The 24,688-nt window shown below is 45.8% G+C and carries 22 protein-coding genes and 2 other annotated features; of the genes, 10 read left to right on the top strand and 12 right to left on the bottom strand.

Going from position 1 to position 24,688, the window contains the following annotated elements; all coding sequences use genetic code 11:
- Positions 1 to 108: 108 nt before the first annotated feature.
- From ASL11_RS00690 to ASL11_RS00660, 7 genes are all read right to left on the bottom strand, one after another.
- Positions 109 to 1,686, bottom strand: a complete 1,578-nt coding sequence (locus tag ASL11_RS00690) for a 2-isopropylmalate synthase (RefSeq protein WP_056608526.1) — start codon at positions 1,684 to 1,686, stop codon at positions 109 to 111.
- A 252-nt stretch (positions 1,687 to 1,938) separates the two neighbouring features.
- Positions 1,939 to 2,198, bottom strand: a binding site (T-box leader).
- 59 nt (positions 2,199 to 2,257) lie between these two features.
- Positions 2,258 to 2,509: a binding site (T-box leader), on the bottom strand.
- Between the two features lie 239 nt (positions 2,510 to 2,748).
- Positions 2,749 to 3,789 carry a tRNA (adenosine(37)-N6)-threonylcarbamoyltransferase complex transferase subunit TsaD gene (gene tsaD / locus ASL11_RS00685; RefSeq protein ID WP_056609570.1) on the bottom strand — a complete coding sequence of 347 codons (1,041 nt, stop codon included), beginning with the start codon at positions 3,787 to 3,789 and terminating at the stop codon, positions 2,749 to 2,751.
- A 64-nt stretch (positions 3,790 to 3,853) separates the two neighbouring features.
- Positions 3,854 to 4,357, bottom strand: coding sequence for a ribosomal protein S18-alanine N-acetyltransferase (gene rimI / locus ASL11_RS00680; RefSeq protein ID WP_056608522.1), 504 nt, complete (start codon positions 4,355 to 4,357; stop codon positions 3,854 to 3,856).
- A 2-nt stretch (positions 4,358 to 4,359) separates the two neighbouring features.
- Positions 4,360 to 5,169 carry a tRNA (adenosine(37)-N6)-threonylcarbamoyltransferase complex dimerization subunit type 1 TsaB gene (gene tsaB, locus ASL11_RS00675; protein ID WP_056608518.1) on the bottom strand — a complete coding sequence of 270 codons (810 nt, stop codon included), beginning with the start codon at positions 5,167 to 5,169 and terminating at the stop codon, positions 4,360 to 4,362.
- Positions 5,150 to 5,647 (bottom strand): tRNA (adenosine(37)-N6)-threonylcarbamoyltransferase complex ATPase subunit type 1 TsaE, encoded by a 498-nt coding sequence (tsaE, locus tag ASL11_RS00670; protein ID WP_442953003.1) that lies wholly within the window; start codon positions 5,645 to 5,647, stop codon positions 5,150 to 5,152. Before tsaE ends, tsaB begins: the two co-directional genes overlap by 20 nt.
- A 164-nt stretch (positions 5,648 to 5,811) precedes the next feature.
- Complete coding sequence (locus ASL11_RS00665; protein ID WP_056608515.1) at positions 5,812 to 5,994, bottom strand: H-type small acid-soluble spore protein; 183 nt, start codon at positions 5,992 to 5,994, stop codon at positions 5,812 to 5,814.
- Positions 5,991 to 6,176, bottom strand: a complete 186-nt coding sequence (locus ASL11_RS00660; protein ID WP_056608512.1) for a hypothetical protein — start codon at positions 6,174 to 6,176, stop codon at positions 5,991 to 5,993. Before ASL11_RS00660 ends, ASL11_RS00665 begins: the two co-directional genes overlap by 4 nt.
- A gap of 157 nt (positions 6,177 to 6,333) precedes the next feature.
- Here ASL11_RS00660 and ku point away from each other — a divergent pair, with 157 nt between their 5' ends.
- Positions 6,334 to 7,215, top strand: coding sequence for a non-homologous end joining protein Ku (ku, locus tag ASL11_RS00655; RefSeq protein ID WP_056608508.1), 882 nt, complete (start codon positions 6,334 to 6,336; stop codon positions 7,213 to 7,215).
- A 97-nt stretch (positions 7,216 to 7,312) separates the two neighbouring features.
- On the opposite strand, the gene ASL11_RS00650 is transcribed toward ku, so the two are convergent.
- Genes ASL11_RS00650 through ASL11_RS00640 form a run of 3 tightly spaced genes read right to left on the bottom strand, consistent with a single transcriptional unit; the run spans position 7,313 to position 11,143 of the window.
- Positions 7,313 to 8,422, bottom strand: coding sequence for a GerAB/ArcD/ProY family transporter (locus ASL11_RS00650; RefSeq protein WP_056608505.1), 1,110 nt, complete (start codon positions 8,420 to 8,422; stop codon positions 7,313 to 7,315).
- Between the two features lie 16 nt (positions 8,423 to 8,438).
- Positions 8,439 to 9,596: a Ger(x)C family spore germination protein gene (locus ASL11_RS00645; RefSeq protein ID WP_056608502.1), complete on the bottom strand. Its 1,158-nt coding sequence runs from the start codon at positions 9,594 to 9,596 to the stop codon at positions 8,439 to 8,441.
- A gap of 20 nt (positions 9,597 to 9,616) precedes the next feature.
- On the bottom strand, positions 9,617 to 11,143 hold the full coding sequence (locus ASL11_RS00640) for a spore germination protein (protein WP_056608499.1): 1,527 nt from the start codon (positions 11,141 to 11,143) through the stop codon (positions 9,617 to 9,619).
- A 180-nt stretch (positions 11,144 to 11,323) separates the two neighbouring features.
- Here ASL11_RS00640 and ASL11_RS00635 point away from each other — a divergent pair, with 180 nt between their 5' ends.
- The 4 genes from ASL11_RS00635 to ligD all read left to right on the top strand — a co-directional run bounded on the left by ASL11_RS00635 (position 11,324) and on the right by ligD (position 16,155).
- A complete protein-coding gene (locus ASL11_RS00635; protein WP_056608496.1) occupies positions 11,324 to 12,268 on the top strand; it encodes an ATP-dependent DNA ligase in 945 nt (314 codons plus the stop codon).
- A 174-nt stretch (positions 12,269 to 12,442) separates the two neighbouring features.
- Entirely contained in the window at positions 12,443 to 13,723 is a 1,281-nt protein-coding gene (locus ASL11_RS00630; RefSeq protein WP_056608493.1) for an SLC13 family permease, read from the top strand.
- 156 nt (positions 13,724 to 13,879) lie between these two features.
- A complete protein-coding gene (locus tag ASL11_RS00625; RefSeq protein ID WP_056608490.1) occupies positions 13,880 to 15,172 on the top strand; it encodes an arsenic transporter in 1,293 nt (430 codons plus the stop codon).
- A 92-nt stretch (positions 15,173 to 15,264) separates the two neighbouring features.
- Positions 15,265 to 16,155 carry a non-homologous end-joining DNA ligase gene (ligD, locus tag ASL11_RS00620; RefSeq protein WP_056608487.1) on the top strand — a complete coding sequence of 297 codons (891 nt, stop codon included), beginning with the start codon at positions 15,265 to 15,267 and terminating at the stop codon, positions 16,153 to 16,155.
- Between the two features lie 27 nt (positions 16,156 to 16,182).
- On the opposite strand, the gene cls is transcribed toward ligD, so the two are convergent.
- The gene (gene cls / locus ASL11_RS00615; RefSeq protein WP_056608484.1) at positions 16,183 to 17,610 is read right to left on the bottom strand and encodes a cardiolipin synthase; all 1,428 of its coding nucleotides are present in this window, start codon (positions 17,608 to 17,610) and stop codon (positions 16,183 to 16,185) included.
- A gap of 220 nt (positions 17,611 to 17,830) precedes the next feature.
- On the opposite strand from cls, the gene ASL11_RS00610 reads away from it, so the two are divergent.
- Genes ASL11_RS00610 through ASL11_RS00595 form a run of 4 tightly spaced genes read left to right on the top strand, consistent with a single transcriptional unit; the run spans position 17,831 to position 22,270 of the window.
- Positions 17,831 to 19,483: a spore germination protein gene (locus ASL11_RS00610; RefSeq protein ID WP_063795452.1), complete on the top strand. Its 1,653-nt coding sequence runs from the start codon at positions 17,831 to 17,833 to the stop codon at positions 19,481 to 19,483.
- Entirely contained in the window at positions 19,470 to 20,645 is a 1,176-nt protein-coding gene (locus ASL11_RS00605; protein ID WP_056608481.1) for a Ger(x)C family spore germination protein, read from the top strand. The genes ASL11_RS00610 and ASL11_RS00605 overlap by 14 nt, the downstream gene beginning before the upstream one ends.
- A gap of 3 nt (positions 20,646 to 20,648) precedes the next feature.
- Positions 20,649 to 20,879 carry a hypothetical protein gene (locus ASL11_RS00600; protein WP_056608478.1) on the top strand — a complete coding sequence of 77 codons (231 nt, stop codon included), beginning with the start codon at positions 20,649 to 20,651 and terminating at the stop codon, positions 20,877 to 20,879.
- Positions 20,852 to 22,270 carry a GerAB/ArcD/ProY family transporter gene (locus ASL11_RS00595; protein ID WP_162261617.1) on the top strand — a complete coding sequence of 473 codons (1,419 nt, stop codon included), beginning with the start codon at positions 20,852 to 20,854 and terminating at the stop codon, positions 22,268 to 22,270. The genes ASL11_RS00600 and ASL11_RS00595 overlap by 28 nt, the downstream gene beginning before the upstream one ends.
- An 86-nt stretch (positions 22,271 to 22,356) precedes the next feature.
- Here the strand turns inward: ASL11_RS00595 and ASL11_RS00590 are convergent, their stop codons facing one another.
- Positions 22,357 to 23,448 (bottom strand): ParM/StbA family protein, encoded by a 1,092-nt coding sequence (locus ASL11_RS00590; RefSeq protein WP_056608471.1) that lies wholly within the window; start codon positions 23,446 to 23,448, stop codon positions 22,357 to 22,359.
- Positions 23,449 to 23,647: 199 nt separating this feature from the next.
- Here ASL11_RS00590 and ASL11_RS00585 point away from each other — a divergent pair, with 199 nt between their 5' ends.
- Positions 23,648 to 24,688 (top strand): M23 family metallopeptidase, encoded by a 1,041-nt coding sequence (locus ASL11_RS00585; RefSeq protein WP_056608468.1) that lies wholly within the window; start codon positions 23,648 to 23,650, stop codon positions 24,686 to 24,688.

The raw sequence follows: 24,688 nt of genomic DNA, 5'->3' as shown, positions 1-24,688 counted from the left end.
CTTCGAGTTATACACATTGTACACAGGGGGTGTGCATAACCTTGCTCACACGGTGTGTATATATCTAAGTTTTCTTACAATTTAGGTACATTAGACGGAATCTGTCGATTACGAAGCTGTTATGACCGTCTCCGCCCCATCGGACGTCACGCTATTTTGCATCCGAATCACTTGATTACAAGCCGATATGAACGCTTTGGCAACCGCAACAAGGACATCTTGGTCGATCCCTGTGTTCTTATAAGTTTGACCGCCAACAGAGATCGTAACCTCAGCTTCTCCTGTTGCTTTCTCACCTGTGGACAAAGAGTGCAGCTCAAGATCCGAGAACTCCACATCCATAGGAATGGCTTGCTGTAGACAATGCACGATAGCCTCGATCGGACCTTCTCCTGTGCCGGAGTAGACACTCTCTGTGCCAGTCTGATTATTTCTAACCGAAACGGAAGCAACGCGATTGCGATCACTGCTCGAAATCACCTGCATATGCGACAGCGTGAATGGCTCCATTTGCCCATCGACTGTGCTGCCTACAAGCTCCATCAATTGGTCGTCTGTGACCATTTTCTGCTCATCGGCTTTTTCTTTGAAACGCGTATATAGTGAATCTAGTTCCTCGCCTGTAAGTTCAATGCCGAACTGTCCAACACGATGTTTCAGCGCATGGCGGCCCGAGTGCTTGCCAAGGATAATCATGGAGCGTGGGATGCCCAGCTTTTCTGGATCCATAATCTCATACGTATTGCGGTTTTTCAGAAGTCCATCTTGATGAATGCCCGCTTCATGCTGGAAGGCATTGCGGCCGACAATCGGTTTGTTGTAGGCAATTGGGAAGCCCATGATGCGGCTGACCATTTTGGACGTGTTAAAAATCTCACTCGTCACGATGCCCGTTTCAACGCCCATCGAATGCTTCCGCGTCTCAATCGCCATGACTAGCTCTTCAAGTGAACAGTTACCAGCACGCTCACCGACGCCGTTCACCGTTACCTCCACATGCGTGACACCTGCCGCAATAGCAGCAAGGCTGTTGGCAACAGCAAGGCCCAGATCATTATGACAGTGGGCGCTATACTCGACCGTATCGCCACCTCTTACACTTTGGCGCACTCTGCGGAACATCGCACCATACTCTTCAGGAAGCGCATAGCCCACTGTGTCGGGGATGTTCAGAATAGTCGCACCTTCCGCGATGACTGCTTCCAGCACTTCAAAAAGGAACTCATCTCCCGTACGCGTCGCATCCATCGGCGAAAACTCGATCCGATCGACGAATTGCTTCGCATAACCGACCATAGCGCGAGCCATCTCCACCACCTGCTGACGCGATTTGCGCAGCTGGAAATCCAGGTGGATGTCCGACGAGGACAGGAACATGTGAATGCGTCTGGATGCCGCATCCTGCGTAGCTTTGACCGCTGCATCGATGTCGGCTTTGACGGCGCGGGCGAAGCCGCAGATCTCAACACCTTGCAGCTCGCGTGAAATCTGCTGCACAGCTTGGAAATCGCCAGGACTTGAGATCGGGAAGCCCGGCTCAATAGTGTCGATGCCCATAAGAGCAAGCTGTCTCGCGATGCGAATTTTCTCCTCTGGGTAGAGAGATGCGCCCGGTGCTTGCTCACCATCACGAAGTGTTGTATCAAAAATGCGAATGCGTCGATTAGCAGTTGTGTTGTTTTCCATGGTTAATTCCTCCTAAGGTATGCCCGTGGGCGATGTTTATGTGGCGTGAATCAGATACTGATCGACTATGATGCTGTAAGCGTGGTTTTCGCTCTTACAGCGATGCATTCGACCGGATCCGGCGGGGTTTCCATGCTGTAGTGATGTTTTTCATCACTACAATCCTGAATTTGGAGGGAGCGACGTGTAGTCAGTTATAAAAGTGGCTGCAGCGCACTTTTCACAGACGACAAAAAGACCCGTCATCTCCACATAAGAGACGACGGGTCTTCACCCAGCGCGGTACCACTCTTGTTGACTCCGTTAAGGAGCCCACCTCAGATGTAGCCAGCAAGCTGCTCGCTACATCACCCGATCACGGAGGTCATCCGTTCATCCCTAACAGCTGTTACCAGCCGATCAAGATGACCGCTTCCAAGCGAGTTCGGGGCGTTCTCGGTCTGCGTCGCATCAACCCGCAGCTTTCTGTACCAGAGACATGAGCCCTTACTACTCTTGTTCATCGCGTTATTTATATGTTTGCCAAGTTTACATTTGTTTCAGAACAACCAAAAAAGCCTGCCATCTCTATAAAAGAGACGACAGGCTTGAACCTTCCGCGGTACCACTCTAATTGATCCGAGCTATTAGACTCGAAACCACTCATGTACCTGATCACGGGGGTCAACCGTCAAGACCTACTTGGGTGCTGGATCCTTGGCATCCTTATCAGTCCTACCGCTCCCGGGCGAGTTCAGGTGACGTTTCGTCTGTGCTTTCACCACATGCACAGCTCTCTGAGCGAAACTAATCATGCCTTACTATTCCCGTTCGTTGCGTTTGAAAGTATTGATTGTGATTATAATATGCACTTTTTTCAAAGTCAATACACTTATCTGAAAATTAATTTTATTCGATTACCTGTCACGAATGCTCAAGAAGCAACTAAATTACAAAATCTCTATGGACGCAGAAGTCGATTTAGTCCGATTCTAACTAATCACTTCAAGAAATTCTCGTCTGCTCCAACAACGAACGTATGGAACTCATAGAATAATCAACAAGCCGGGATGCCCGACAAAATTACCACTCTTCCAGCTTCAGCTGTGGCTCGGCCTTCAACTCCATCGAGTCGAACTCCTGCTTGTCCCACTTCAAGAAAGCGGCGGCTCCAATCATTGCCGCATTGTCTGTGCAGAGCCGGTGCGGCGGCACCAGCAGCGGCACACCCAGCTGCTCGCAGCGCTCGGCGAGCCTGCTGCGCAGCCCTTTGTTCGCGGCGACACCGCCCGCGAGCAAGAGTTGTTTCGCGCCGTATTCCTTCACGGCGCGACTTGCCTTCTCCACAAGCACGTCGATGACGGATGCTTGAAAGCCCTTGGCAATCTGCGCGACCTGAACGGTCTCGCCGCGCATCTTGCTTTGGTTGACGACGTTCAGCACCGCGGATTTCAATCCGCTAAAGCTGAAGTCGTAGGAGTCTGCCTCGAGCCAGCTGCGAGGCATTTTGATCTCAGAATCGGCTTCCTGAGCAAGCCGATCCACGTGCGGGCCGCCCGGGTAAGGCAATCCCATTGCCCGGGCAATTTTATCGTAGGCCTCGCCGGCCGCATCATCGCGTGTGCGCCCGATGATACGGAACTGGCCGGGGCCTTCGAGCAGAATGAGCTCGGTGTGTCCGCCGGACACGACGAGCGAAATCGACGGATACACCAGCTCATGCACGAGCTGGTTGGCGTAGATATGTCCCGCGATATGGTGGACACCAATCAGCGGGAGGTCTAGGGCGCAAGCGAGGGCTTTGCCCGCAACGACGCCAACGAGCAGGGCCCCGATTAATCCGGGGCCTTCGGTTACGGCAATGGCGGAAAGCTCATGGAGCGATACGCCCGCTTCCGTAACAGCTTCCTCCAGCATCCATGTGATCGATTCCACATGCTTCCGGGAAGCCACCTCCGGCACAACGCCGCCATAGCGTTGATGCGTTTCGATCTGGCTGGAAATCACATTCGAGCGAATGATTTTCCCATTTTCAACAATGGCCACGGAAGTCTCGTCACAGCTCGTTTCGATGGCGAGAATATACACCGGCTTTGATGTTATGTCTTTATCTTGATCTCTCATACTTTCCTCTTGTCTATCTTGTTGCATTTGTTCATTACCCACACTATTCACCTATTTGAAAGCCTCAGTCACTGAGACTATCCTTTCTACGATTGGGCAGATCTGCCCACATAACGACAGCGTCCTCGCGATTATCTGTATAATAGCCTCTACGAACACCAACGGAGCGGAAGCCTAGTTTTTCGTATAAATTTTGCGCCACATAGTTCGAAGTTCTCACTTCCAGAGTGATGCGGATCGCACCAAGGAAAGCGGATGTTTTCATCAACTCGCGCAGGAGTCTTTCTCCAAGCTTGCGTCCACGATAGGTATCTTTTACAGCGATATTCGTGACATGCGCTTCCTCCATAATGAGCCACATGCCGCCATAACCCGCGACTTCCCCATCGATGTCCATAATCATATAATGCGCAAATTGGTTATTCGTCAGCTCATTCTCAAACGCACCTCGTGTCCAAGGTGTCGTGAACGCTTCCTGCTCGATCTCGACAATAAAAGGAATGTCTTCCATGGTCATTGAGCGGAATACCAATGAATTTTCTATGGCATGCGGCTGTCTCTGTTCCATGATTACTGTTCCCCTTTCTTCGTCTGCAGACCAGCCAGCAGATTAGCTTCTGCTTCTGGAAGCCTTGTGTAATTCGGTACAAATGAATGAACGTCTGCCTTCTCGCCTCGCGCTAATCTTGGATTAGCCAGCAGACCAATATACTCCGCTTCGATGCCATAAGGGACAACGCTCACATGTCCTGCAAAATCTTCCGCAAACTGGGCCAGCTCAGCTGCAAAGCCCGCTGTCTCACCGACGAACAGTATGTGATCAGGCGCTAAACGACCAGCTTGCGAGAGAATCTCCTCCGTCCACGCACCGATGACCCGAATACCATCGGGCAATACTTCACGCCAAGTCTCATCGGGCTCTCGTGCAGCAGTAATAGCAGTTGCCCCTTCATAAGCATACACAGCTGTAAAAGCTTGTTTACGCCTTCCATCCATTAACGGAACAACCCATGTCACACCGTTTCCTTCATAGTCGTTCTGTACAGAACCACCAATGGCCATAGCCTCTAAACTAGAAATACCAATCAAGTCTAGTCCTAACGACCATGCAAATGTTTTGGCTACAGAAACAGCTATCCGCACGCCTGTATACGAGCCTGGCCCTTGGCCAGCGGCAACCGAGCTCAGATCTCTCGGCTTCATACCTAAACGAGCCAGTAAATCTTGAATGTGGGGAAGCAATCCTAGAGAATGATTCCTTTCTGCATGGGAACTAATCTCCCCGAGCAAGTGTCCATTTTCCAATATAGCAACTGTCATTGCCGATGTAGAGGTATCGATCGCTAAGCATCGCCCCGTATTAGTTATCCGTTCCGTCATGTAAATGTCCGTTCTCCTTCATCTGTACACACCAGCTCTCATACGGCGAACCGTGCGGAATCAAGTGAAATACGCGGGTTTGATCAACCTCTTGGGTGATCGTAATACTTAATCTGTCAGGTGGCAGCAGATCCTCAATTAAACTCGACCATTCAATCAGAGTTACACCTGATCCATAGAAATAGTCCTCTAATCCCAATTCATCTGCTTCCTCTTGCGAAATGCGATACATATCCATATGGTAGAAGGGGAGCCCAGCTCCCTCGTATTCTTTGATAATGGTAAATGTAGGTGAGTTTACGTGCTCCGAAATCCCCATCGCTCTAGCGAATCCTTGCGAGAATCTCGTTTTGCCAGCACCCAAATCTCCGTCTAATGTTAAGACCGTCCCTGGCTGTAGATACGTTGATAATAGGGTTCCCAGCTTATCCGTATCTGCTTCATGCTCAGAATAGAACTTATATGTGGATTGAGCCAAATATCTCATCCCTTTCTTCCGCGTGCGCGTGCTGTTTCTATTATAGTCCTCGCTAGCAGGTGACAGCAACCTGTATGTAAAATCCTCATGCGAGAACATGAGAAATTATGAAAAGCCCTCCCCGATACCCTATCGGAGAAGGCTTGTTTTGCCCATGCGGACCTTTAGTGTACCTCTTCAAGCTCCCTAGCTGGGACGACCCGAGCATCTGCGGGATTGCCTTCCGCATGCACTTTGACTAGACCTTTCCCAGAGTCTACACTGTCAATCCAGACAGCCAGACCGTTCAGATCCACTTCAATTTTCTCATCTGCAGCTAAAATTTCCTGAGCACGGTGAACATTCATGGTTCATCCAGTACGGATTCCGGATAATCCATCGTATCCGTCGTTGAGTGTTCAATTAACCCACCCTGCATGGTGACGTTACCGCCTCCAAGCCCCTCATTAATCATACGATCAATGTCCATATAACAATCGTCCCTATCTTCATTGTTCGTGTCTTGCGACAGATTTGATTCTGATGCCATCCGTAATCCCTCCTTAGGTTCGCTATTTGGGTTATCATGTTGCATTTATAAACTCTCCAAACTCCCCTCTAACCATTCTCTTAAATAACAGCCGTATAAAGGTAACCCATCAAGAGAATACTAGTACAATTACGTGTGTTGGGGAGGAATTACATCGATGCATACCGTGTGGAAAGGCGCAATCAGCTTCGGGCTTGTTCATGTTCCTGTTAAAATGTTTTCGGCCACAGAGGATAAGGATATCTCTATGCGCTATATTCACAAAACGTGTATTACCCCGCTATCCTACGTCCGGAAGTGTCAGACTTGCGAGAAGGAAGTTGAGTGGGAGGAAATATCGAAAGGCTACGAGTTTGAGCCTGGGCGGTTTATTCTTTTTGAAAAAGATGAGCTGGAGGAAATCTCCGGTGAAGCGAATAAGGAAATTAAGATTTTGGACTTCGTAAATTTAACTGATATTGACCCTGTTTATTTTCAAAAGACGTACTATCTCGGCCCCGGCGATACGGGCGCTGGTGCTTACATGCTGCTGCTCGATTCCATGCGCCAGACGGGTAAAATCGGAATCGCCAAGGTGTCGATCCGCTCCAAAAGCTCGCTAGCCGCTATCCGTGTCATCGACAATTGCCTTGCCATGGAAACCATCTTCTATCCGGATGAAATTCGTCCGATTTCGCAAGTGCCCAACCTTCCTGAGAAGGTTACCGTGAATGAACGGGAGATGGAAATGGCGAAAATGCTGATCAATCAGCTCTCCACCCCTTTCGAACCTGAAAAGTATAAAGACGAGTACCGCGCTCGCTTACTGGATGCGATTGAGCATAAAGTGGCAGGTGAAGAAATTCAGTCTGCACCTGAAGTGCAAAAAACGAGTGTCATCGACCTCATGGCCGCGCTTCAAGCCAGCTTGAACGCGACGAAACCATCTGAGGCTAAAGTAACGCTTGGCGCAGATGCTTCGGTTACAATCGAACCCACGACCGAGAAGAAGCCCGCGGCGAAACCCCGCGCAAGAAAGACGAAAGAGCCGGTTACGTAATAACAATATAAAAGTGCCCTGTCTTGGATTCCAAGATAGGGCACTTTTGATTCTGGCTGTTTGGATCAATTCCTTGCATATCTCCCCGTTCTCCAACTCATCCCCGAGAAGCCAATTTCAACCTCCTATTCCGCAGTAGCGCCAGCATAAGCAGAATCACAGGCAATGCGACCATAGAAATTGGAAGAATGAACTGAACAGCTATTTTCCTTGGGAAGATAACAGAAATCTCCTCATAGTTCACAGGGATGAAAGATAGGAGCAGCACAACAAAAGCAGTAATCCAAGTGACTATTTTCCAATTACGCAAGCCCAACAGCTGTGTCGTTCCATAACTAGCAACAAATAAATACAGCCCTAATTTGGTGAATATACTCATCATCCAGATCGTAACAACAATGGCGTCTAGATTCTCAATAATGCCACCAATGGAAATGGAACGTACGATCATGAGCATCGGATAGGGATAACCAGCTGAGACATGCGGACCGAACATCAGGATGCTAACGATCATCGATAGCACAGTAAGTATGCCTGAGAGCATAACACCGCATATAGCAAATCGAATAGTGTTCTTCCGCTTGCTCACAAAAGCGATTAACATCATGATCATGATGCAATCACCTAAGAAAGCCGCTGTCGGAAGCGCGCCATTCATTAATGTCATCATGTCATTATCTCCAAAAATCGGAAACAGTCGATCCCAATTCATTTGATTAATACCTAGAAACATTGGGCCTAGAACACAGAGTAAGATGATTGGCCCTGTAATTTCACAAATACGTGCCAAGACCCCCACCCCATGTACCGTAGGATACACTACGATGAGTAGCATCGGCACCTGAATCACATAGAGGGGAGTCTTTGGCATAATGGTCCCCGTAATAAATAAGCTGAATTGTCTCAAAATCACGGTTAGGATAACAAACCAAACAAGAATGTAGAGGGCCGAAATCAAGCCACCAACCCATTTACCTAACAGAATGCGATTATATTCAACTATGGTCAGACCAGGAAACATCACACTTAACTTCCCACATATATAGGCAACGAATATCCCGATTCCTGTCGCCATTAAGATCGATATCCACGCATCTTGCTTAGCGATTTGAGCAGCAGGAGCAATCGTGAGAAGTATGGTCATAATAATTTGCGTACTAACCATTAACCAGAATATTTGCCGGTTCGATAACGCCATGTCGCTCATTGACTACCCCTATTCTCTACCTCGATTGCATGTTGGTAAAAGGAAAATTTGATATTCCCGGTCTTTTGATAATAGTTTTCACTTCCAGTTGAACATCCATTGTTGGAAAGATGACGTTCCAATTCCCCTTGGCTTGCTTCCATTCCTGAGGATATTTTTTGTGAAATGCGCGGGCAAAGCCCAGAACGTCAGCTTTCTGATTTGTTTGTAATTGCTGTAACGTGTCCCTCAAAATTTTCTTAATCTTCTTATCAAAGGGTTCTTCTAACTTTTTCATCGTGTCCGTACCGTCGGCGAGGATGATATGGGTAGAATTTTGAACGACATCCGCCTCTAGTTCCAATTCCACGGTCATCTTCCAAATACCGTTCTCAATCAAAGGATGGAGATGGAGATGCGTGGTAATGATTTTGATCACCACTTTCCCACCCGCTTCCTCTTCGGTGATCGTAATATTCCGACCAAGATTTTCATGAATAAACAAACGAATCCCCGTTTGTTCTTCTTGTGTCAGAAAACAGGCTAGTTTCCCTTCTTTAATCACCGACAGTCCTTCTATGGTCAGAATAGTCTTCTTAGTTTGATTCGATATCAACTTGCTTTTATTCGCAACCGGTAGTAAGAATGCCCCCGATTCCCCATTTAACACTTCCTCAATATCATGCATGGTAGCCGATTGAATCAATGGCTTTTGCGAAAGTTTAATTAAGGTTTCATAGGTATTAGGATCATTTTGCGACTCTAGCAGCTCCTTGGCTGTTCCTCTGCACACGAAGAAATTTGCTTGTTCCCGTGGTTGGATATCCCTGAATAAGAAATCAAAGTTGTCAAACATCCCGCTGCGAGCCAGTTCTTCTCCAAAAAAATATGCTTTGGCATGTCCCCATGAGAAATAGCGGGGAAACTTCTTTTGCAATTCCGTTAACGCATCTGGCATGGAGCTTCCTTTGGTCGATACCGTGTACACATTCCCCTGCCCTGTACCTCCTTCTGCCGAAGAAGCAGCCGGATTGGGTATGAACACTTGAACAGTCACTTCAATTTCATCCTCCGCGAGCTTGTCGACTCCTGCGGCTATGATAAAAGCCATATCGTTCACCTCGACACGATCCCAACAACCAGTTATGAGCAGCACGCACAGTGAAATGACAGGTACGGATACGTATAACCTCATAGTTAGCCCCTCCTAACGGCTTAATTCTTATTCCGTTCATCCGAATGCTCGGGCTGCCTTTTCAAATTTTCTTTGTCAGCATAGAAGGCAGGACGTGTATTCATTTTGCTAATAGGAGCACGAAACAAAACATCTTTGATTCCTTTGGGATATATCGGAGCAAATGGAGCCAAGTAAGGTACACCGAAAGATCGAAGAATACACAGATGACTTATGATTAACAGCAACCCAAGAACGAGACCAAACAATCCTAGAATGCCGGATAGAATCATAATTGGAAACCGAAGCATACGTAAGGAGATACCCGCCGAATATTGCGGCATCATGAACGAGGAAATACCCGTAATGGCTACAACCATAACCATAGGAGCAGATACCAAGCCCGCTTGGATAGCTGCTTGACCAATGACGAGTGCGCCAACGATACTGACGGCAGAACCAACTTGCCTAGGCAGACGAACACCCGCTTCACGCAAAGCTTCGAAAGTAACTTCCATAATTAACGCTTCGACCAAGGCAGGGAAAGGGATTTCCTCCCGAGATTTAGCAACACGAAGCAACAACGTTGTAGGAACCATTTCATGATGAAACGTTAACACAGCCACATAGATCGCCGGAGCCAACATGGCAATAAGAAAAAAAGTATAACGAAGCCAACGAATGAGACTGCCAATCAGGAAGCGCTGATAATAATCTTCAGGAGACTGCATGAGGGACCAAAATGTAGTTGGAGCAATGAGAGCAATAGGCGTATTATCCGTAATAATAACAACACGGCCTTCTAACAAGCTTGAAACTACCACATCAGGGCGTTCCGTTGTTTGTACTTGGGGAAAGGGCGAATAGATATTACTCTCAATCATTTCTTCGATGTAGCCGCTCTCAAGTACCCCATCCAGCTTAATTTGGGAGATTCGCTCTGAAACCTTACTTATGATTTCTGGTTTGGCAATCCCCTGCATGTAGGCCATTGTGACATCTGTCTTCGAATAATTACCGAGAGTGAAGGAAACGAATTTCAACGCGGGTGTCTTTAACCTTTTTCGAATTAATGACGTATTCACGACTAGGGATTCTACAAAGCCCTCGCGTGGACCACGAACGACAGACTCTGCTAATGGCTCTTCTACCGCCCTACCTTCAGATTGCGATAACTCAATGGATAAAGCCCCTTCGATCGTGTCTACAAGTAGAACCGCCTTGCCTCCAAGCACTTCATTGATAACTTCACCAATCATGCGCAGTTCTTTATATTGTGATACCGAAATGCAACTCATCACATTGTCCATGGATGCCACGGTTTCTGTGCTAGCTTGTTTAAGAGGTTCGAGGACATGACCATCAAGCAACTCTACATTCACCATTCCCCGTAAATAGAGAACGGATGCTTGAAGGCCACTCGCCAGATGTATCGACGCGAACACTACATCATCACAAGCTGTCAATACGGTTTGCAAATGAAGGATATTCGAGGAAAGCTCAGTCGACACCAGAGTATGGAATACTTCCTTGTCTATACTCGGATCCTCAGGAAAAGGTTGATTCATACACAACTCCCCTTTAATACTCACTTTCATTTACGTATTGTTATGCTCTCAAAATCACACGGCTATTCAGTTGTTACCAAAGCAGGAGCATTTTAACAGACCGTCCATAGTATCTTGCTTGAAAGAACCTAAATTGGTGAAGAATGGTAGGATAACGACAATGTAAAGGGGTTATGACCGTTGGATTTTAAACCGATCCTCCCATTTGAGCCAGTTAGCACAAATGAATGGCCAGTTGGCACTCATTTTACGAGTCAAATCAAGTGGGATGGGGTAAGAATGTTGCTGTACTTCGATGGAAGTACGACCAAATTAATCAATCGCAGAGCCAATGATCGAACCCTGCAATACCCGGAATTAACGAATCCGCAGGCGTTCTGTACAGCAAATTCAGTCATTTTGGATGGAGAGATTATTGCACTATCCGATGGCAAACCTTCATTTTACGAAATCATGAAACGTGACAGCGCTAGGAAATCCAGCACAGTGACTCGAGCCATTCAGCAAGTCTCCATCACATACATGGTCTTCGATATCCTTTATTTGAACGGAGATTGGTTACTACATTTGAGCCTGAAAGAAAGACAAAATAGGTTAGCATCCATCATGAAGCCGAACCACCTAGTCCAACTCGTCACCAATCATGATGATATGGAAGCACTATTTGCCATTGTGGAGCAGCATGAATTAGAAGGCATTGTGATAAAGGACCTGACAAGCAGTTATGTCATCAACGGTAAGGATAAGCGATGGCTGAAGAAAAAAATTTTCAAGGATCTCTATGCCGTCGTAAGCGGTGTTACCTATAGAGGCAAAATCGTGAATTCCCTTTTATTAGGCTTGTATGATGATCAGGGGCAGCTATGGTATATTGGCCATGCGGGTACTGGCAAACTCACCGTGAAGGACTGGCAACATGTCACCGATCTGGTTCAAAGCATGACAACGCAAGAGCGTCCCTTCATCAACGAACCTGAAAGGTCGAAAGAAGCGGTATGGATAACCCCACAACTCGTTGTGAAAGTTAGCTTTATGGAATGGACACACAACAAAACATTGAGACACCCGAGCATACAATCTTTCATGAAAATGGATGTAAGATTGTGTAACTTCAATCAAAATTAGTTTTGTTGAAGCGAATCGGTTATACTTGAAACTAATCTTATATTTAGTTGCGTTACGGAGGAGCCTGTCACCAAGGGCTCCTTATGTTCTTTTTCGACATAAGGAGTCCTTGGTAGGGCTCTTTTTTTATGCCAAAAAACAAACAAATATCGACATTCAGGAGGATCTAGATCTATGGAACAGCAAGCAATCTTGGCAATTGGCATTTTTTCACTTACGTATGGCATGATCATCACCGAAAAAATACATCGCACTATCGTAGCAATGATTGGCGGTGTCCTAATGGTCGTTCTTGGAGTTGTTGATCAAGGTTCCGCTTTGCATCATATTGATTTCAATACACTGGGACTCTTAATTGGCATGATGATTATTGTAAGTATTACGGCAGAAACAGGATTGTTTACGTATATCGCATTATTAGCAGCAAAGAAAGCAAAGGGTGATCCTGTCAGAATTCTGGTATCACTCGTACTTATTACAGCTATTGGTTCTGCTTTCCTTGATAATGTGACAACCGTATTGCTCATGGTACCTGTCACCCTCAGCATCACGCGCCAATTGCGCGTTAATCCCGTACCCTACCTAATCACACAAATTTTGGCATCTAATATCGGCGGTACTGCAACGCTGATCGGGGACCCACCCAACATCATGATTGGAAGTGCTGTTAAAGAGTTAACTTTCATGGCCTTTATAACTAATCTTGCTCCTGTTGTCGTCATCATCATGGCGGTCACAATTCCGATCTTCGTTATCATTTTCCGCAAGCACATACAAACTACGCCTGAGCTAAAGATGAGTATGATGCAAATTGACGAAAAAAAAGTAATTACAGACCGTAAACTGCTAACCAAAAGTCTTTCCATTCTAGGACTTACCATAATCGGGTTCTTTCTTCACCAGCTACTGCACCTTGAATCCGCGACAGTAGCCTTAGCAGGGGCATTTCTGTTACTGCTACTGACTGGGGAACACTCGATGGAAAAAGCTTTCAACAAAGTTGAATGGTCGACGATTTTTTTCTTTGTTGGACTGTTCATCTTGGTGTCCGGCTTGGTAGAAACAGGCGTAATTTCTAAATTAGCTACTGGGGCAGTAGAATTGACGGGAGGTAATCCGATTGCAACGTCGATGTTAATCTTATGGCTCAGTGCGATCGCCTCAGCATTTCTAGACAATATCCCTTTTGTGGCAACTATGATTCCTATGATTCAGGAAATGGGTACGATGGGCGTGGAGAATTTAGAACCGCTTTGGTGGAGCCTGGCATTAGGCGCTTGTCTTGGAGGTAATGGAACACTTATCGGAGCAAGTGCTAACTTGATCGTCGCCGGCTTGGCTGCAAAAGAAGGACACCCCATCAAATTTATTGCTTTTATGAAATATGGTTTTCCACTTATGCTAGTCTCCGTTGGGTTAGCCAACATTTATATGTATGTTAGATATTTTATGTAAGGAAGAGGAACCCCCTCAATAGGGAGTTCCTCGGTTCCTCTATGTAATACTATTTTAAGTTTTTTATTCATTGTCAAATTTTCATCTATATACAGACATCCAGAAATTTGAGATATTTACATCGTCGTTTATTTATCAGTCGATCTGGAGGCTCTCATGATTTATTTAGCTATTATCATCTTTTTACTTACGATTACCTTCGTCATTTGGCAGCCCAAAGGCTTAAGCATTGGTTGGTCAGCATCAGCAGGAGCTTTGCTTGCCCTCGCTTTCCAAGTCGTTTCGCTGCAGGATGTCGCCACAGTTACTGGCATCGTATGGAACGCCACGCTCACTTTTGTTGGTATTATTTTGATCTCCATTATTTTAGACGGGATCGGTTTCTTTGAATGGTCTGCGCTCCACATGGCGCGCTTGGCCAAAGGAAATGGAAAGCGCATGTTCGTCTACGTAATCCTGCTCGGGGCAGCGGTTTCCGCCTTTTTTGCGAACGATGGTGCGGCCTTGATCCTTACGCCCATCGTATTGGCTATGGTCAGAGCTATGAAATTGCCGGATGCCGCCATTCTCCCGTTTATTATGGCAAGCGGCTTTATCGCGGACACCACATCACTTCCATTTGTCATTAGTAATTTAGTAAACATTCTTACTGCGGATTTTTTCGGGATCGATTTTGTCACCTATGCGAGCCGAATGTTCGTGACGAGTCTGTTCTCGTTAGGCGCAAGCTTGCTGGTTCTCTACCTTTTTTATCGCAAACAAATCCCTAAAAGCTATGATATCGCGGAGCTGAAACGCCCTTCGGAAGCGATAAAGGATATGAATTTGTTCCGTTTGTCTTGGTGGATTCTCGGCATCTTATTAGTTACCTATATCTGCAGTGGATTTATCCAAGTGCCTGTTTCCATACTCGTTGGGACTGCCGCTATTGCCTTCCTCCTCATCGCCAGAACGAGCGACGCGGTGAATACGAGAAAGATTTTGAGAGAAGCTCCATGGGCAGTCGTCATCTTCTCCATCGGGATGTATGTAGTCGTCTATGGACTTAAAAATGTCGGTCTCACTGATGCGCTTGGGGATCTTATCGACATCATTTCTGGTGAAGGTCTGTTCGTAGCCACGATAGGTATGGGATTCCTTGCGGCGATCCTCTCCTCCATCATGAACAATTTGCCAACTGTGCTAATTGATGCTTTAGCCATTCAAGGTACACAAACTGAGGGCATCCTCCGAGAAGCCCTGATTTATGCCAATGTCATCGGGACCGATCTGGGGCCCAAAATGACACCTATCGGCTCGCTAGCCACTCTGATCTGGCTCCATGTGCTTGCCAAAAAAGGGGTGAAAATTACGTGGGTCGGTTATATGAAAGCTGGCGTCATCCTGACGATCCCCACCTTACTCATCACGTTAATCGGTTTGTACCTCTGGTTGCTGGTTATCTCCTAATCTGCAGTCCGGCTTTTGTGTGACTCCGTTTGAGAACCACTCGCCTAGGAAATAATTGTGAATAAAAGCTTAGAAGGAGCGATTCCAAGCCTATGGCGTTTAAAGCAGAGAAAGCTAAGCTTCTCGTGGAGGGCAACGAGTTGACGATCACGAATCCGAATAAGCCGCTATGGCCAGAATTGGGCATCACAAAAGCGGATTATTTGACGACATTAAGTGAACTCTCGCCCTACCTCCTACGTTACTGCCGTAATCGCCATCTAACGACGATTCGATTTCCACATGGGTATGATGATAAGTCTTTTTATCAGAAAAATGCCCCCGATCCTGTACCTAGCTTCGTTAAGCTAGCGCCGCTAGATGGCATCAACTATGTGAATTTGGACTCGTTATCTACGCTCATTTGGCTCGGGAATCTGACTTGCTTGGAATTTCATCCTTCCTTCCATTACATCGGGAAGACGAATCCTGCAGAATGGCTGATTGATATCGATCCAACTTTGGAGGAAGAACCTCGTATCATGGAGGCTGCTCTTATCATTGGTGAAGTGCTCGATTCGCTGCGTATTCAGTCGGTTCCCAAAACATCTGGCGCAACAGGCGTACAAATTTACATTCCAATTCAACCTGGCTATACGTTCGAAGAGCTCCGAAGAGTTGGACATTTCATCGCAACCTACACCGTTAACATGTACCCGAAGCTGTTTACCATCGAGCGCTTCAAGAAAAATCGCGGTGATAAGATTTATATCGACTACCTCCAGCATTGGTATGGAAAAACACTATCTGCTCCCTATACACCGCGTGCCAGAAAAGACGCAACGATCTCAACTCCTTTGCTTTGGAAAGAAGTAGAGCTTCGTCCAAACATTAGCGAGTTCAATCAACTAACCATCATGAGTCGATTACGAACATACGGGGATCTCATCGATCGTGTTCCACCTCAAAATTTGAATGCTATTTTAGCTAAATTAAAAGAGTAGCTCTAATTAGAACTACTCTTTTTTTCATCAAAATAAAGGGGATAACAATCGCGCAATTCTTTCTTTTCTTTTTTCACCGGACGACCTCAGCTCAAATTCAGTTAATGTAACTTCCGTACTCTCCTTTAAGTCCATCTCAAAATCACTCTCTAACCGGGAAATTACATGCCTATCAAACATCACGGCATTCAATTCGAAGTTACTGAAAAAACTACGCATATCCACGTTGGCTGTACCCACCGTCGCCATGATGTCATCCACGATAATAACTTTGGCATGAATAAACCCTTTCCGATACATATAGAATCGAACGCCTACCTGCAATAATTCCTGTAGATAGGACATTGACGCATATTGGACAATGACAGAATCCGCTTTGAAAGGAAGAATGATTCGTACATCTACACCACTGATTGCGGCAGATTTAAGAGCCATCGTGATGCTCGGATCGGGAATGAAATAAGGCGTTGTAATCCAAATTCGATTCTTTGCTGCGATCAAGCCCGCAAAATACATTTCCTGAATGGCATCCCAGCTGGCGTCAGGACCACTAGAAATGACTTGAACGATCGAAGGCTCCTGTTCGGAATGAGCTGGATAGTATCGCTTTTCCCCCAATCTTTCTCCACTAACGAAAAACCAGTCTGTCAGAAAGGTGCGTTGTAAATCATATACCGCGTCCCCATGCAGCATGATGTGCGTATCTCTCCAGAAACCAAGCTTAGGATCCCCGCCAACGTATTCATCCCCAATATTAATGCCTCCAACGAAACCAACCAAGCCATCAACAACCACAATTTTGCGATGGTTCCGATAATTCAACCGTTTATCAAAGAAAGCAATCAATGGCTTTAGGAAAGGCTCAACAGCAATGCCCGCACGCTTCAATGAAGTAATGTAAGACTTAGAAAGCGAATGACTGCCCACACCATCATAAATAACCCTTACAGTTACCCCTGCCTTCGCTTTCGCAATCAAAGCTTCAAGAAATCTCCTGCCAATCGCATCATCACGAATCGTATAAAATTCGAAGTGAATATGATCTCGGGCCTTCCCTATCTCATCAAGCATCGCTTCATATGTCACGTCGGCATTCGTCAGTACATCAACCCGGTTTAATACGGTAATCGGTGCATGAGGCACATGACGCAGCCAATCTCGCAGACGCTGTTCTCCCAGTAAGAAGCTGTCTTCTCCTTTTTTGGAATCTATACTGCCAGTATAAGGAGCTCCCTGGAGCTTTTGTTTATCTGTGTTATCACTGCTATGACCATGAACTTTCTTCCGCCGTACGTATTCCCTTGCAATGAAATAATACATTAGAAATCCAATAATTGGCAAAATAAATAGAATACTTAGCCATGCTACTGACTTGGCAGGCCTTTTATATTCACAAATTAAAATCGTAGCTGCCTGAAAAACAAATAACACCAGTAATAGAATGATCCATACCAACAACACCAGCTCCTATCCCTACATCTGCATGCTGAGATAGCTTTTGCCAAGGCATTAGGCGCTATACCTTTACTTTCCAACAAAACCTCTACAAATAAAATTTTCCAACTTTCGTAATAAAATCCTGCTATTTCGCAGAACATAATCTACGCATTCTAATTTCTTCAACTTGATCGTGGCAGGAGGTGCCTCTCGCTTGGCCAAAACACCTAACTATTTGATGAAAAGCATCCTGCAAAGTCGTAAAACGACACCTTCCAGTGAAGGTACCCCTCCTTCTGATTTGGATCAAGCTCTCGATATTCCGTTTATTGAGGATCTTAAACAGACTAAACTCTCGCTGCTACTCGATGAGAATCATAAATTTATTAAAGACATGTTTCAGGAATGCTCCGATGTCGTTGTCAGAGAATTTGAGATTGACCCTCATATCCCAGCCCTGCTTCTTTTCGTAGATGGCCTAACCAATACACAGCTTCTGAACGATACGATGAAATCACTCATGCTGATCGGAGGCGGTGAAACCTCGATTGAGCGAATTGCTAATGTCATTCTGCCGGTGTCGCAAACGCAGATTTCCGATAACTATGGAGACTTGCTGACCTCTGTTCTTGGCGGTGATGCTGCGCTGCTCGTTGAGGGGAACGCGAAAGCCATTCTACTCGGGATCCGTGGGACAGAGAAGCGATCTGTTGGCGAACCAGAGACAGAAACGGTCGTGCGTGGACCGAAAGAGGGCTTTGTAGAAAGTTTACGTACGAACACTTCAATGATTCGCCGCAAGCTCAAGACACCTCGACTTAAGATGAAATCCATGTGTGTAGGCAAAGAGAGCAATACCAATCTTGTTGTCTGCTATATGGATAACTTAGCTATGCCTTCTTTAATTGAGGAGGTTGTCAAACGACTAGAGTTAATCAAAATTGATGCCATTATGGAATCAGGTATGATTGAAGAACTCATTCAAGACGACGCCTATTCGCCGTTCCCGCAAATGCAATATACAGAGCGCCCTGACGTGGTCGCTTCCGCTTTGCTTCAGGGGAGAGTTGCGATTCTCACAGACGGCACCCCCTTCGCTCTCATCGTTCCCTTTGTATTCATTCAAATTATGCAAACGAGCGAAGACTATTATGAACGCTTCCAGATCAGCACACTCTTGCGTATGCTTCGTTATATCTTCATGTTTCTGTCGTTGACAACACCTGCGCTCTACGTTGCAATAACGACGTACCATCAAGCGCTACTACCAACAACTTTGATGCTGAGCGTAGCTGCCTCCCGTGAGGCGATTCCGTTCCCAGCGGTCGTTGAAGCCTTCATCATGGAAATCACCTTTGAGGCCTTGCGCGAAGCTGGCATCCGACTTCCTAAGGCGGTTGGCTCCGCGGTATCCATCTTGGGGGCGCTCGTTGTCGGACAAGCTGCTGTCCAAGCAGGAATCGTATCCGCACCGATGGTTATTGTCGTCTCGATTACGGGTATTGCTTCCTTCACCATTCCACGATTTAATGGGGCAATTGCCATTCGGATGCTTCGTTTTCCCATTCTTATTGCCGCATCCGTATTTGGATTCTTCGGTATTTTTTTCTCATTGATGATTCTGATAGGGCACATGGCGAATCTCCGTTCCTTCGGAGTTCCTTATCTGTCTCCTGTTGGCCCCTTATCCGCTACGGATATGAAGGATGTCCTGGTCCGTGCACCATGGTGGCAATTGAGGAAGCGTCCGGAGTTTATGGCTATTCAAGATAACACCAGTCAAGACGATGCCCTTGCGAAGCAAATCAAGAAAGCGGGAGGTTTAGACGGCAGCAGTATCGACCACGTACACAAAGCCAATAAGGAGGAACAGTCCAATGATTCATCCTAAACAGCGTGTTAGCCTAGTGGCAACTCTACTACTATCCACGACGCTTCTTCTTACTGGTTGTTGGGATCGAACGGAGACCAATGACGTCGCATTTGTACTTACTTCATCGGCTGATTTAGAGGATGACGGCAGATATCGTGTTACGTATATGTTCCCACTCCCAGGTTCCATGGGTGGAGCTAGCGGTGGAGGTGGCGGCACTGCTGGTGGGAAAAGCTATTACATTGATTCCGAAGTCGGGATCACCTTCCGCGATGCAGTCAGTAAACTTCAAACGCGTATGGCCAGACGCATCTTTCTCTCACACCGCAGAACGATCGTCATTGGTGAAAAGTTAGCGGAAGCTGGCATTAATTCTTTATTCGATGTTCTTCCGCGTTCGCCAGAGAATCGGATGACAAGCTACCTGATCGTAACCAAAGGCAAAGGGTATGACCTCCTCAATACGGAGCCGAAGTTCGAGCGCTTTCCTGCTGAAGTCATTCGTGAATTAGCGAAGTCCCGTAATTCCATGCCAACTACAATGAAAGATGTTGGCATCTCCTTAAGCTTTAACAGTGATCCAATTATGAGTTATATGGAACCTCGAAATGGACAAGTTTCTAAAGAGCCTTCCCATGAAATCCAATTCGTTGGTTATGGGCAGTTCAAAGGGGATAAAATGGTTGGCATTTATAAGAAGAAAGAAGCATCTGGGCTCTTGTGGCTTCGAAATCAAGTAAAAGAGCAACAGCTCACATTCCCCTTGGAGGAAGGTAAAAATATTTCCATCGCAGTTGTTGGTGGCAAGACGGAGATAACACCTAAGCTCTTGGATGACAAAGTCATGTTCGACATCATTATAGATGCTCGTGGTGCTGTGAGAGAAGACCTCACTGATGAGGATTTGTACAATTCTAATATCCTTCATAACGTAGAAACGAAGTTCGCAGAGCAAATCAAATTATCTGTGCTCGCAACGATTAAACAAATGCAAAAGGAAGGCACGGATTCCGCTCAACTTGGCCTCATTGTTTGGCGAACACATCCTCAGAAGTGGAACGAACAATTCAAGAAGGATTGGGAGCGATATTTTAAAGCAGCTGAGTTTAATATTGTCGTGAAAGCTTCCATTCCTGATACGGGTGTGATTAACCGCAACGTGACCAAAGGAGGGATCTAGGCGATGGATGGGATCTTTATTATCAGCTTTCTTATCATTTTGTTCGGGTCTTTTATTATCGATCGCAAGATGCTGCGGAAGACGGAGACTGGAAACAAAATAACCTACGGTCTTAGCATTGGTTTAATCCTTCTTTTTCTCATCACGAAATATTTCCATGTGAGTATTCCAATGCCTTCCTATTTTTTCGTGCAAGTGGTTTCTCCTTGGTTCATTCGAGTTCTTGGCATTTAAATAGAAAGGTGGTGTTCCTCATCGATAGTAAGCAAGTCATTAACCAACGGCAGCTCTCTTGGCTAGCTTCTTCCATTGTTACCAGCGGAGGCATCCTCACGTTGCAAAATGAATTGATTCGCATCAATCAAATGGATGCTTGGTTCAGCTATCTACTTTCTATTCTCTATGTCTTTCTGATTGCTAGCTTCTTTAGCTATTTGGCGAAGCTCTTCCCCTATAAAAACATTTTTGAAATTTCCAAAGAAATATTAGGTCCTTGGCTGGGCACAGTTATGAATCTACTCATTTTGTTTCATTTCTGGCAAATTGTCGTTCGCGATATTTCCTCTGTATCCAGATTTAGTTCTACCCTTTTACTGCATACAACGCCACTAGAAATTCTAATCTTATTAAACTGTTTGTTGCTTATGTATTTTGGCAAAACGAGTGTAGAAGTTATCGCACGCGTTAATGACCTGTTCTATCCGCTCTTCGTCGTTACGATTACGATTATGCCGTTACTCTTATCGAACGAATTTTTTTTGAGACTAACGACACCTTTACTGACAATGCCGCTTCAACACTGGACAGCTAGCTCCATTCTAACACTCGGGAGCGCGGGTGATGTTTTCATTCTTGGCGCATTTCTCCATATGATTGCCAATTCTAATCATGTTCGTTCGGCAATTCGACACGGCTCCCTGCTAGGCTTTTTTCTACTCACACTCGTCCTTTTTGCCATTATTGCCGTACTCGGCCCTAAGATGCCTGCAAACTTCTCCTATCCTAGCTATAATCTGGTTCAAACGATTCATGTCACTGATTTTCTAGATCGACTTGATCTGGTCATGCTCATGATTTGGTATCCAACCGTAACGTGTAAAATAATCACCATTTATTTAGCACTTCTGCTTGGCATTAGCTCCATCTTCAATGGTCGAAATTATCCGATGATTAACAAACCTATCATCCTGCTTATCGGTCTGTGTACTTGTCTTTCCTTCAAGAGCACCACCGAGCTGCTCAGTTTCTCCAATTTCAGCTCACCCGTAATTGTCCTGGCTTACCAGCCTATCATTATGGTCATTCTCCTTATCGCGGGGAATAGGAAAAAGCGGAAGCATCCAGATGTCTTTCCAGCTTCCCCTGGAGGAACACATGTAAAGGAAGATCCCGAACAAAATTCAGGCAAACTTAGCCAACGTATGTCCTATACAAAATGGTTGTGGGGAGGAAATCTAGTTTTGGTCCTTTGCGTAGCATTTGTTCTAATTGGCCTTATGTTCGGCGAAAGATCTACGATGATTGGTTCGATTTGTGCAATAGGCTTCGGCAGTACGCTGTTGTTGACAACATTGACCACCTATATGGAGCTTACCAAGCTGAAGCAGGCCGAAAGCAGTAACTAAGATGAAATTCTGCCGTGAATTTATATTTGGAGGAATGCTTATCGTTCAAAAAAAAAGAGCACCCGCCTAAGCGGGTGCCTTGTAAGTTAAACAGGAACTGATTGATTTAAACGACTCTTAGCTACCTTTAAGTAGCCATGTACATTTAAGTATTCACTATCATTGGTGAAACGCAATTTCATTGCTCCTGCCGCGTCTTGGATGTACGGCTTCAGTGCAGTCGCACCACCGCCAATCACGTAGAAGCATTGAATATCTGGGCATTTGCGCCAGCGCTTCTTGATCATTTCGACCATGCGTACCGCAGCTCGTCGGAAATGCAGATCTACAATTGGCCGAATATCCACTTGGCCTTCTCCTGGAAGTTGAATCGTGAATTGACGATTCTTCACGCGTTGCGCCAGCTTCGCTCGGCTTGGGAACAAGTGACCGTAGGCATCTTCCACGTCACGAATAATCGCATCCAAATACGTTGCAATACCGATCTGCTCGCCATGGCTAAAATGGTTGTCAATCGCCATGCGTTTGATGACAGGAAAATCTGTCGTCAACGCACCGATTTCACAAACGCCTATGCAGCCATTGTATATTTCTTCGTCTTTGACCTGCAAGCTGTCGTGTGTTGCCATATGGAACATGGCCGCAGCACCTTCAATAGAGACAGCCACTTTGCGGATTGAAACTTTAATTTTACGATTATGGAACTGTGGTGTGGAAAGGAATGTCACTTCGTGCTCACCTAGAAGTCGATGTTCAAATGTCTGACTATATTTCGGGAAAGAACGAACAGGCAAACCCGTACCCAATGTATATTCAACTTCGTCAACATTGCCGTAACCAGGGCCCGCTGCTTGATTCGTGAGACCCTGATAAGCAAGTGCAGTCAGTGCTACAATGAGGGATTGATCCGATAGCGCTTTATTATCCGTGTCTTCTAGCTCTAGGTTATCCTCGTGCTCTAAGGCCAGCTGCCCTACGAAATAACGTTGATTCCGCTGTGAAAGGCTTGGACTATAAATAACGACATCCAATGCCTTCCAAGGCGAATCTTCTTCTTGCAAAATGTGTCTTTCGTAGCCCGGCGCTATGATATTTGGAATTACTAGTGGTTCTCTAGACCCATCTAGCACCAGCTTAATACTATCGTTCCCTATGTCAATACCTGCAAGCTTAATCATGTGTGCCTCCACTCCAAATCTACAGCTTTCTGTAATTGTATTAGTAAATTCGATCATATACGACAGGATTCCTTCCTACTTTAGACTCATTTTCCTAGGACTAGTAGGTAGGAAGGCAGGTTTTTAGCAAAATATGACGAATGATGTACAGAACTTCACTTTACCAAATTCAACCATGACAGGAGATAACTTAGTCCTTATGAAGCTTAAGTGGAAACCCAAAAAACTGACACTGGTTATCATTCCAGATGCTACGCAATCGGTTGTCAGATTTCGCATTTCCCATTTATCTGCCTATATCGCTGCAGCATGCTTTTCCTTGCTAATGCTGATTTCCATAACGATTTACATTTTGCATGCACATACCGTGAAACAAGCAAGTGATTTGCAAACGAAGTTAAGCGGTGTCAACCAGCAATGGAGCGCAACCCTGACTTCTAAGAATGAAGCCATCGAACAATTGCAAAATGAAGTGATTCAACTGTCCCAGCAAGCTGAACAGATGAAAACGAAGGTCGAGGAAGTAAAGAAGCTCGAGAGTGATCTCAAGTCCATTGCAGGGATTGATCACGAACCAAGTAACGTCGCCGTTGCAAGCACAAACTCAGAAGGTAAAGCTAAGAAAGATGCCAATCAGCCGACGGTCGGCGAGTCTCCCCCTTCAACAGGTGTAGGTGGCAGCCCCAATCCCGTCTCACAAGATATCATTCTTAAGCTAGGTCAAGACACACTTGCCTCCTTCTCTGCGCTAAATGGCGAGGTACAAGAGCTGCAAACGAATTTAGTACAAACGAAGCAGAAAGTGGCCGACAAGCAGGAGCAGCTTCGCATCACGCCAACGTTGTGGCCAACGAGCACGAAGGTTGTTACTTCCCCTTTTGGCTATCGATCCGATCCATTTACCAAGATACCGAGCTATCATTCCGGCATTGATTTCGGTGCTCACGAGAATGATCCGGTATATGCAACAGCTGCCGGTAAAGTCGTCAGTACAGGTAAGGACATTTACCACGGCAACAACATTGTGATTGAGCATTCCAAGGGCTTACGCACCTGGTACATGCATTTAAATAAAATTCTAGTTAACAAAGGTGATTCTGTAGAAAAAGGCGGTAAGATCGGTTTAGTCGGATCTACAGGCCGTAGCACAGGGGCACATCTCCACTATGAAATACTCAAAAACGGTGAAAGCGTCGATCCCAAGCCTTATCTTAAATCGATTCGAAAGGATGATAACTAA

The sequence above is a fragment of the Paenibacillus sp. Soil750 genome, from assembly GCF_001428045.1.
In the GTDB taxonomy this organism is placed as follows: domain Bacteria; phylum Bacillota; class Bacilli; order Paenibacillales; family NBRC-103111; genus Paenibacillus_E; species Paenibacillus_E allorhizoplanae.
This window is presented reverse-complemented; position numbering and strand designations above follow the sequence as displayed.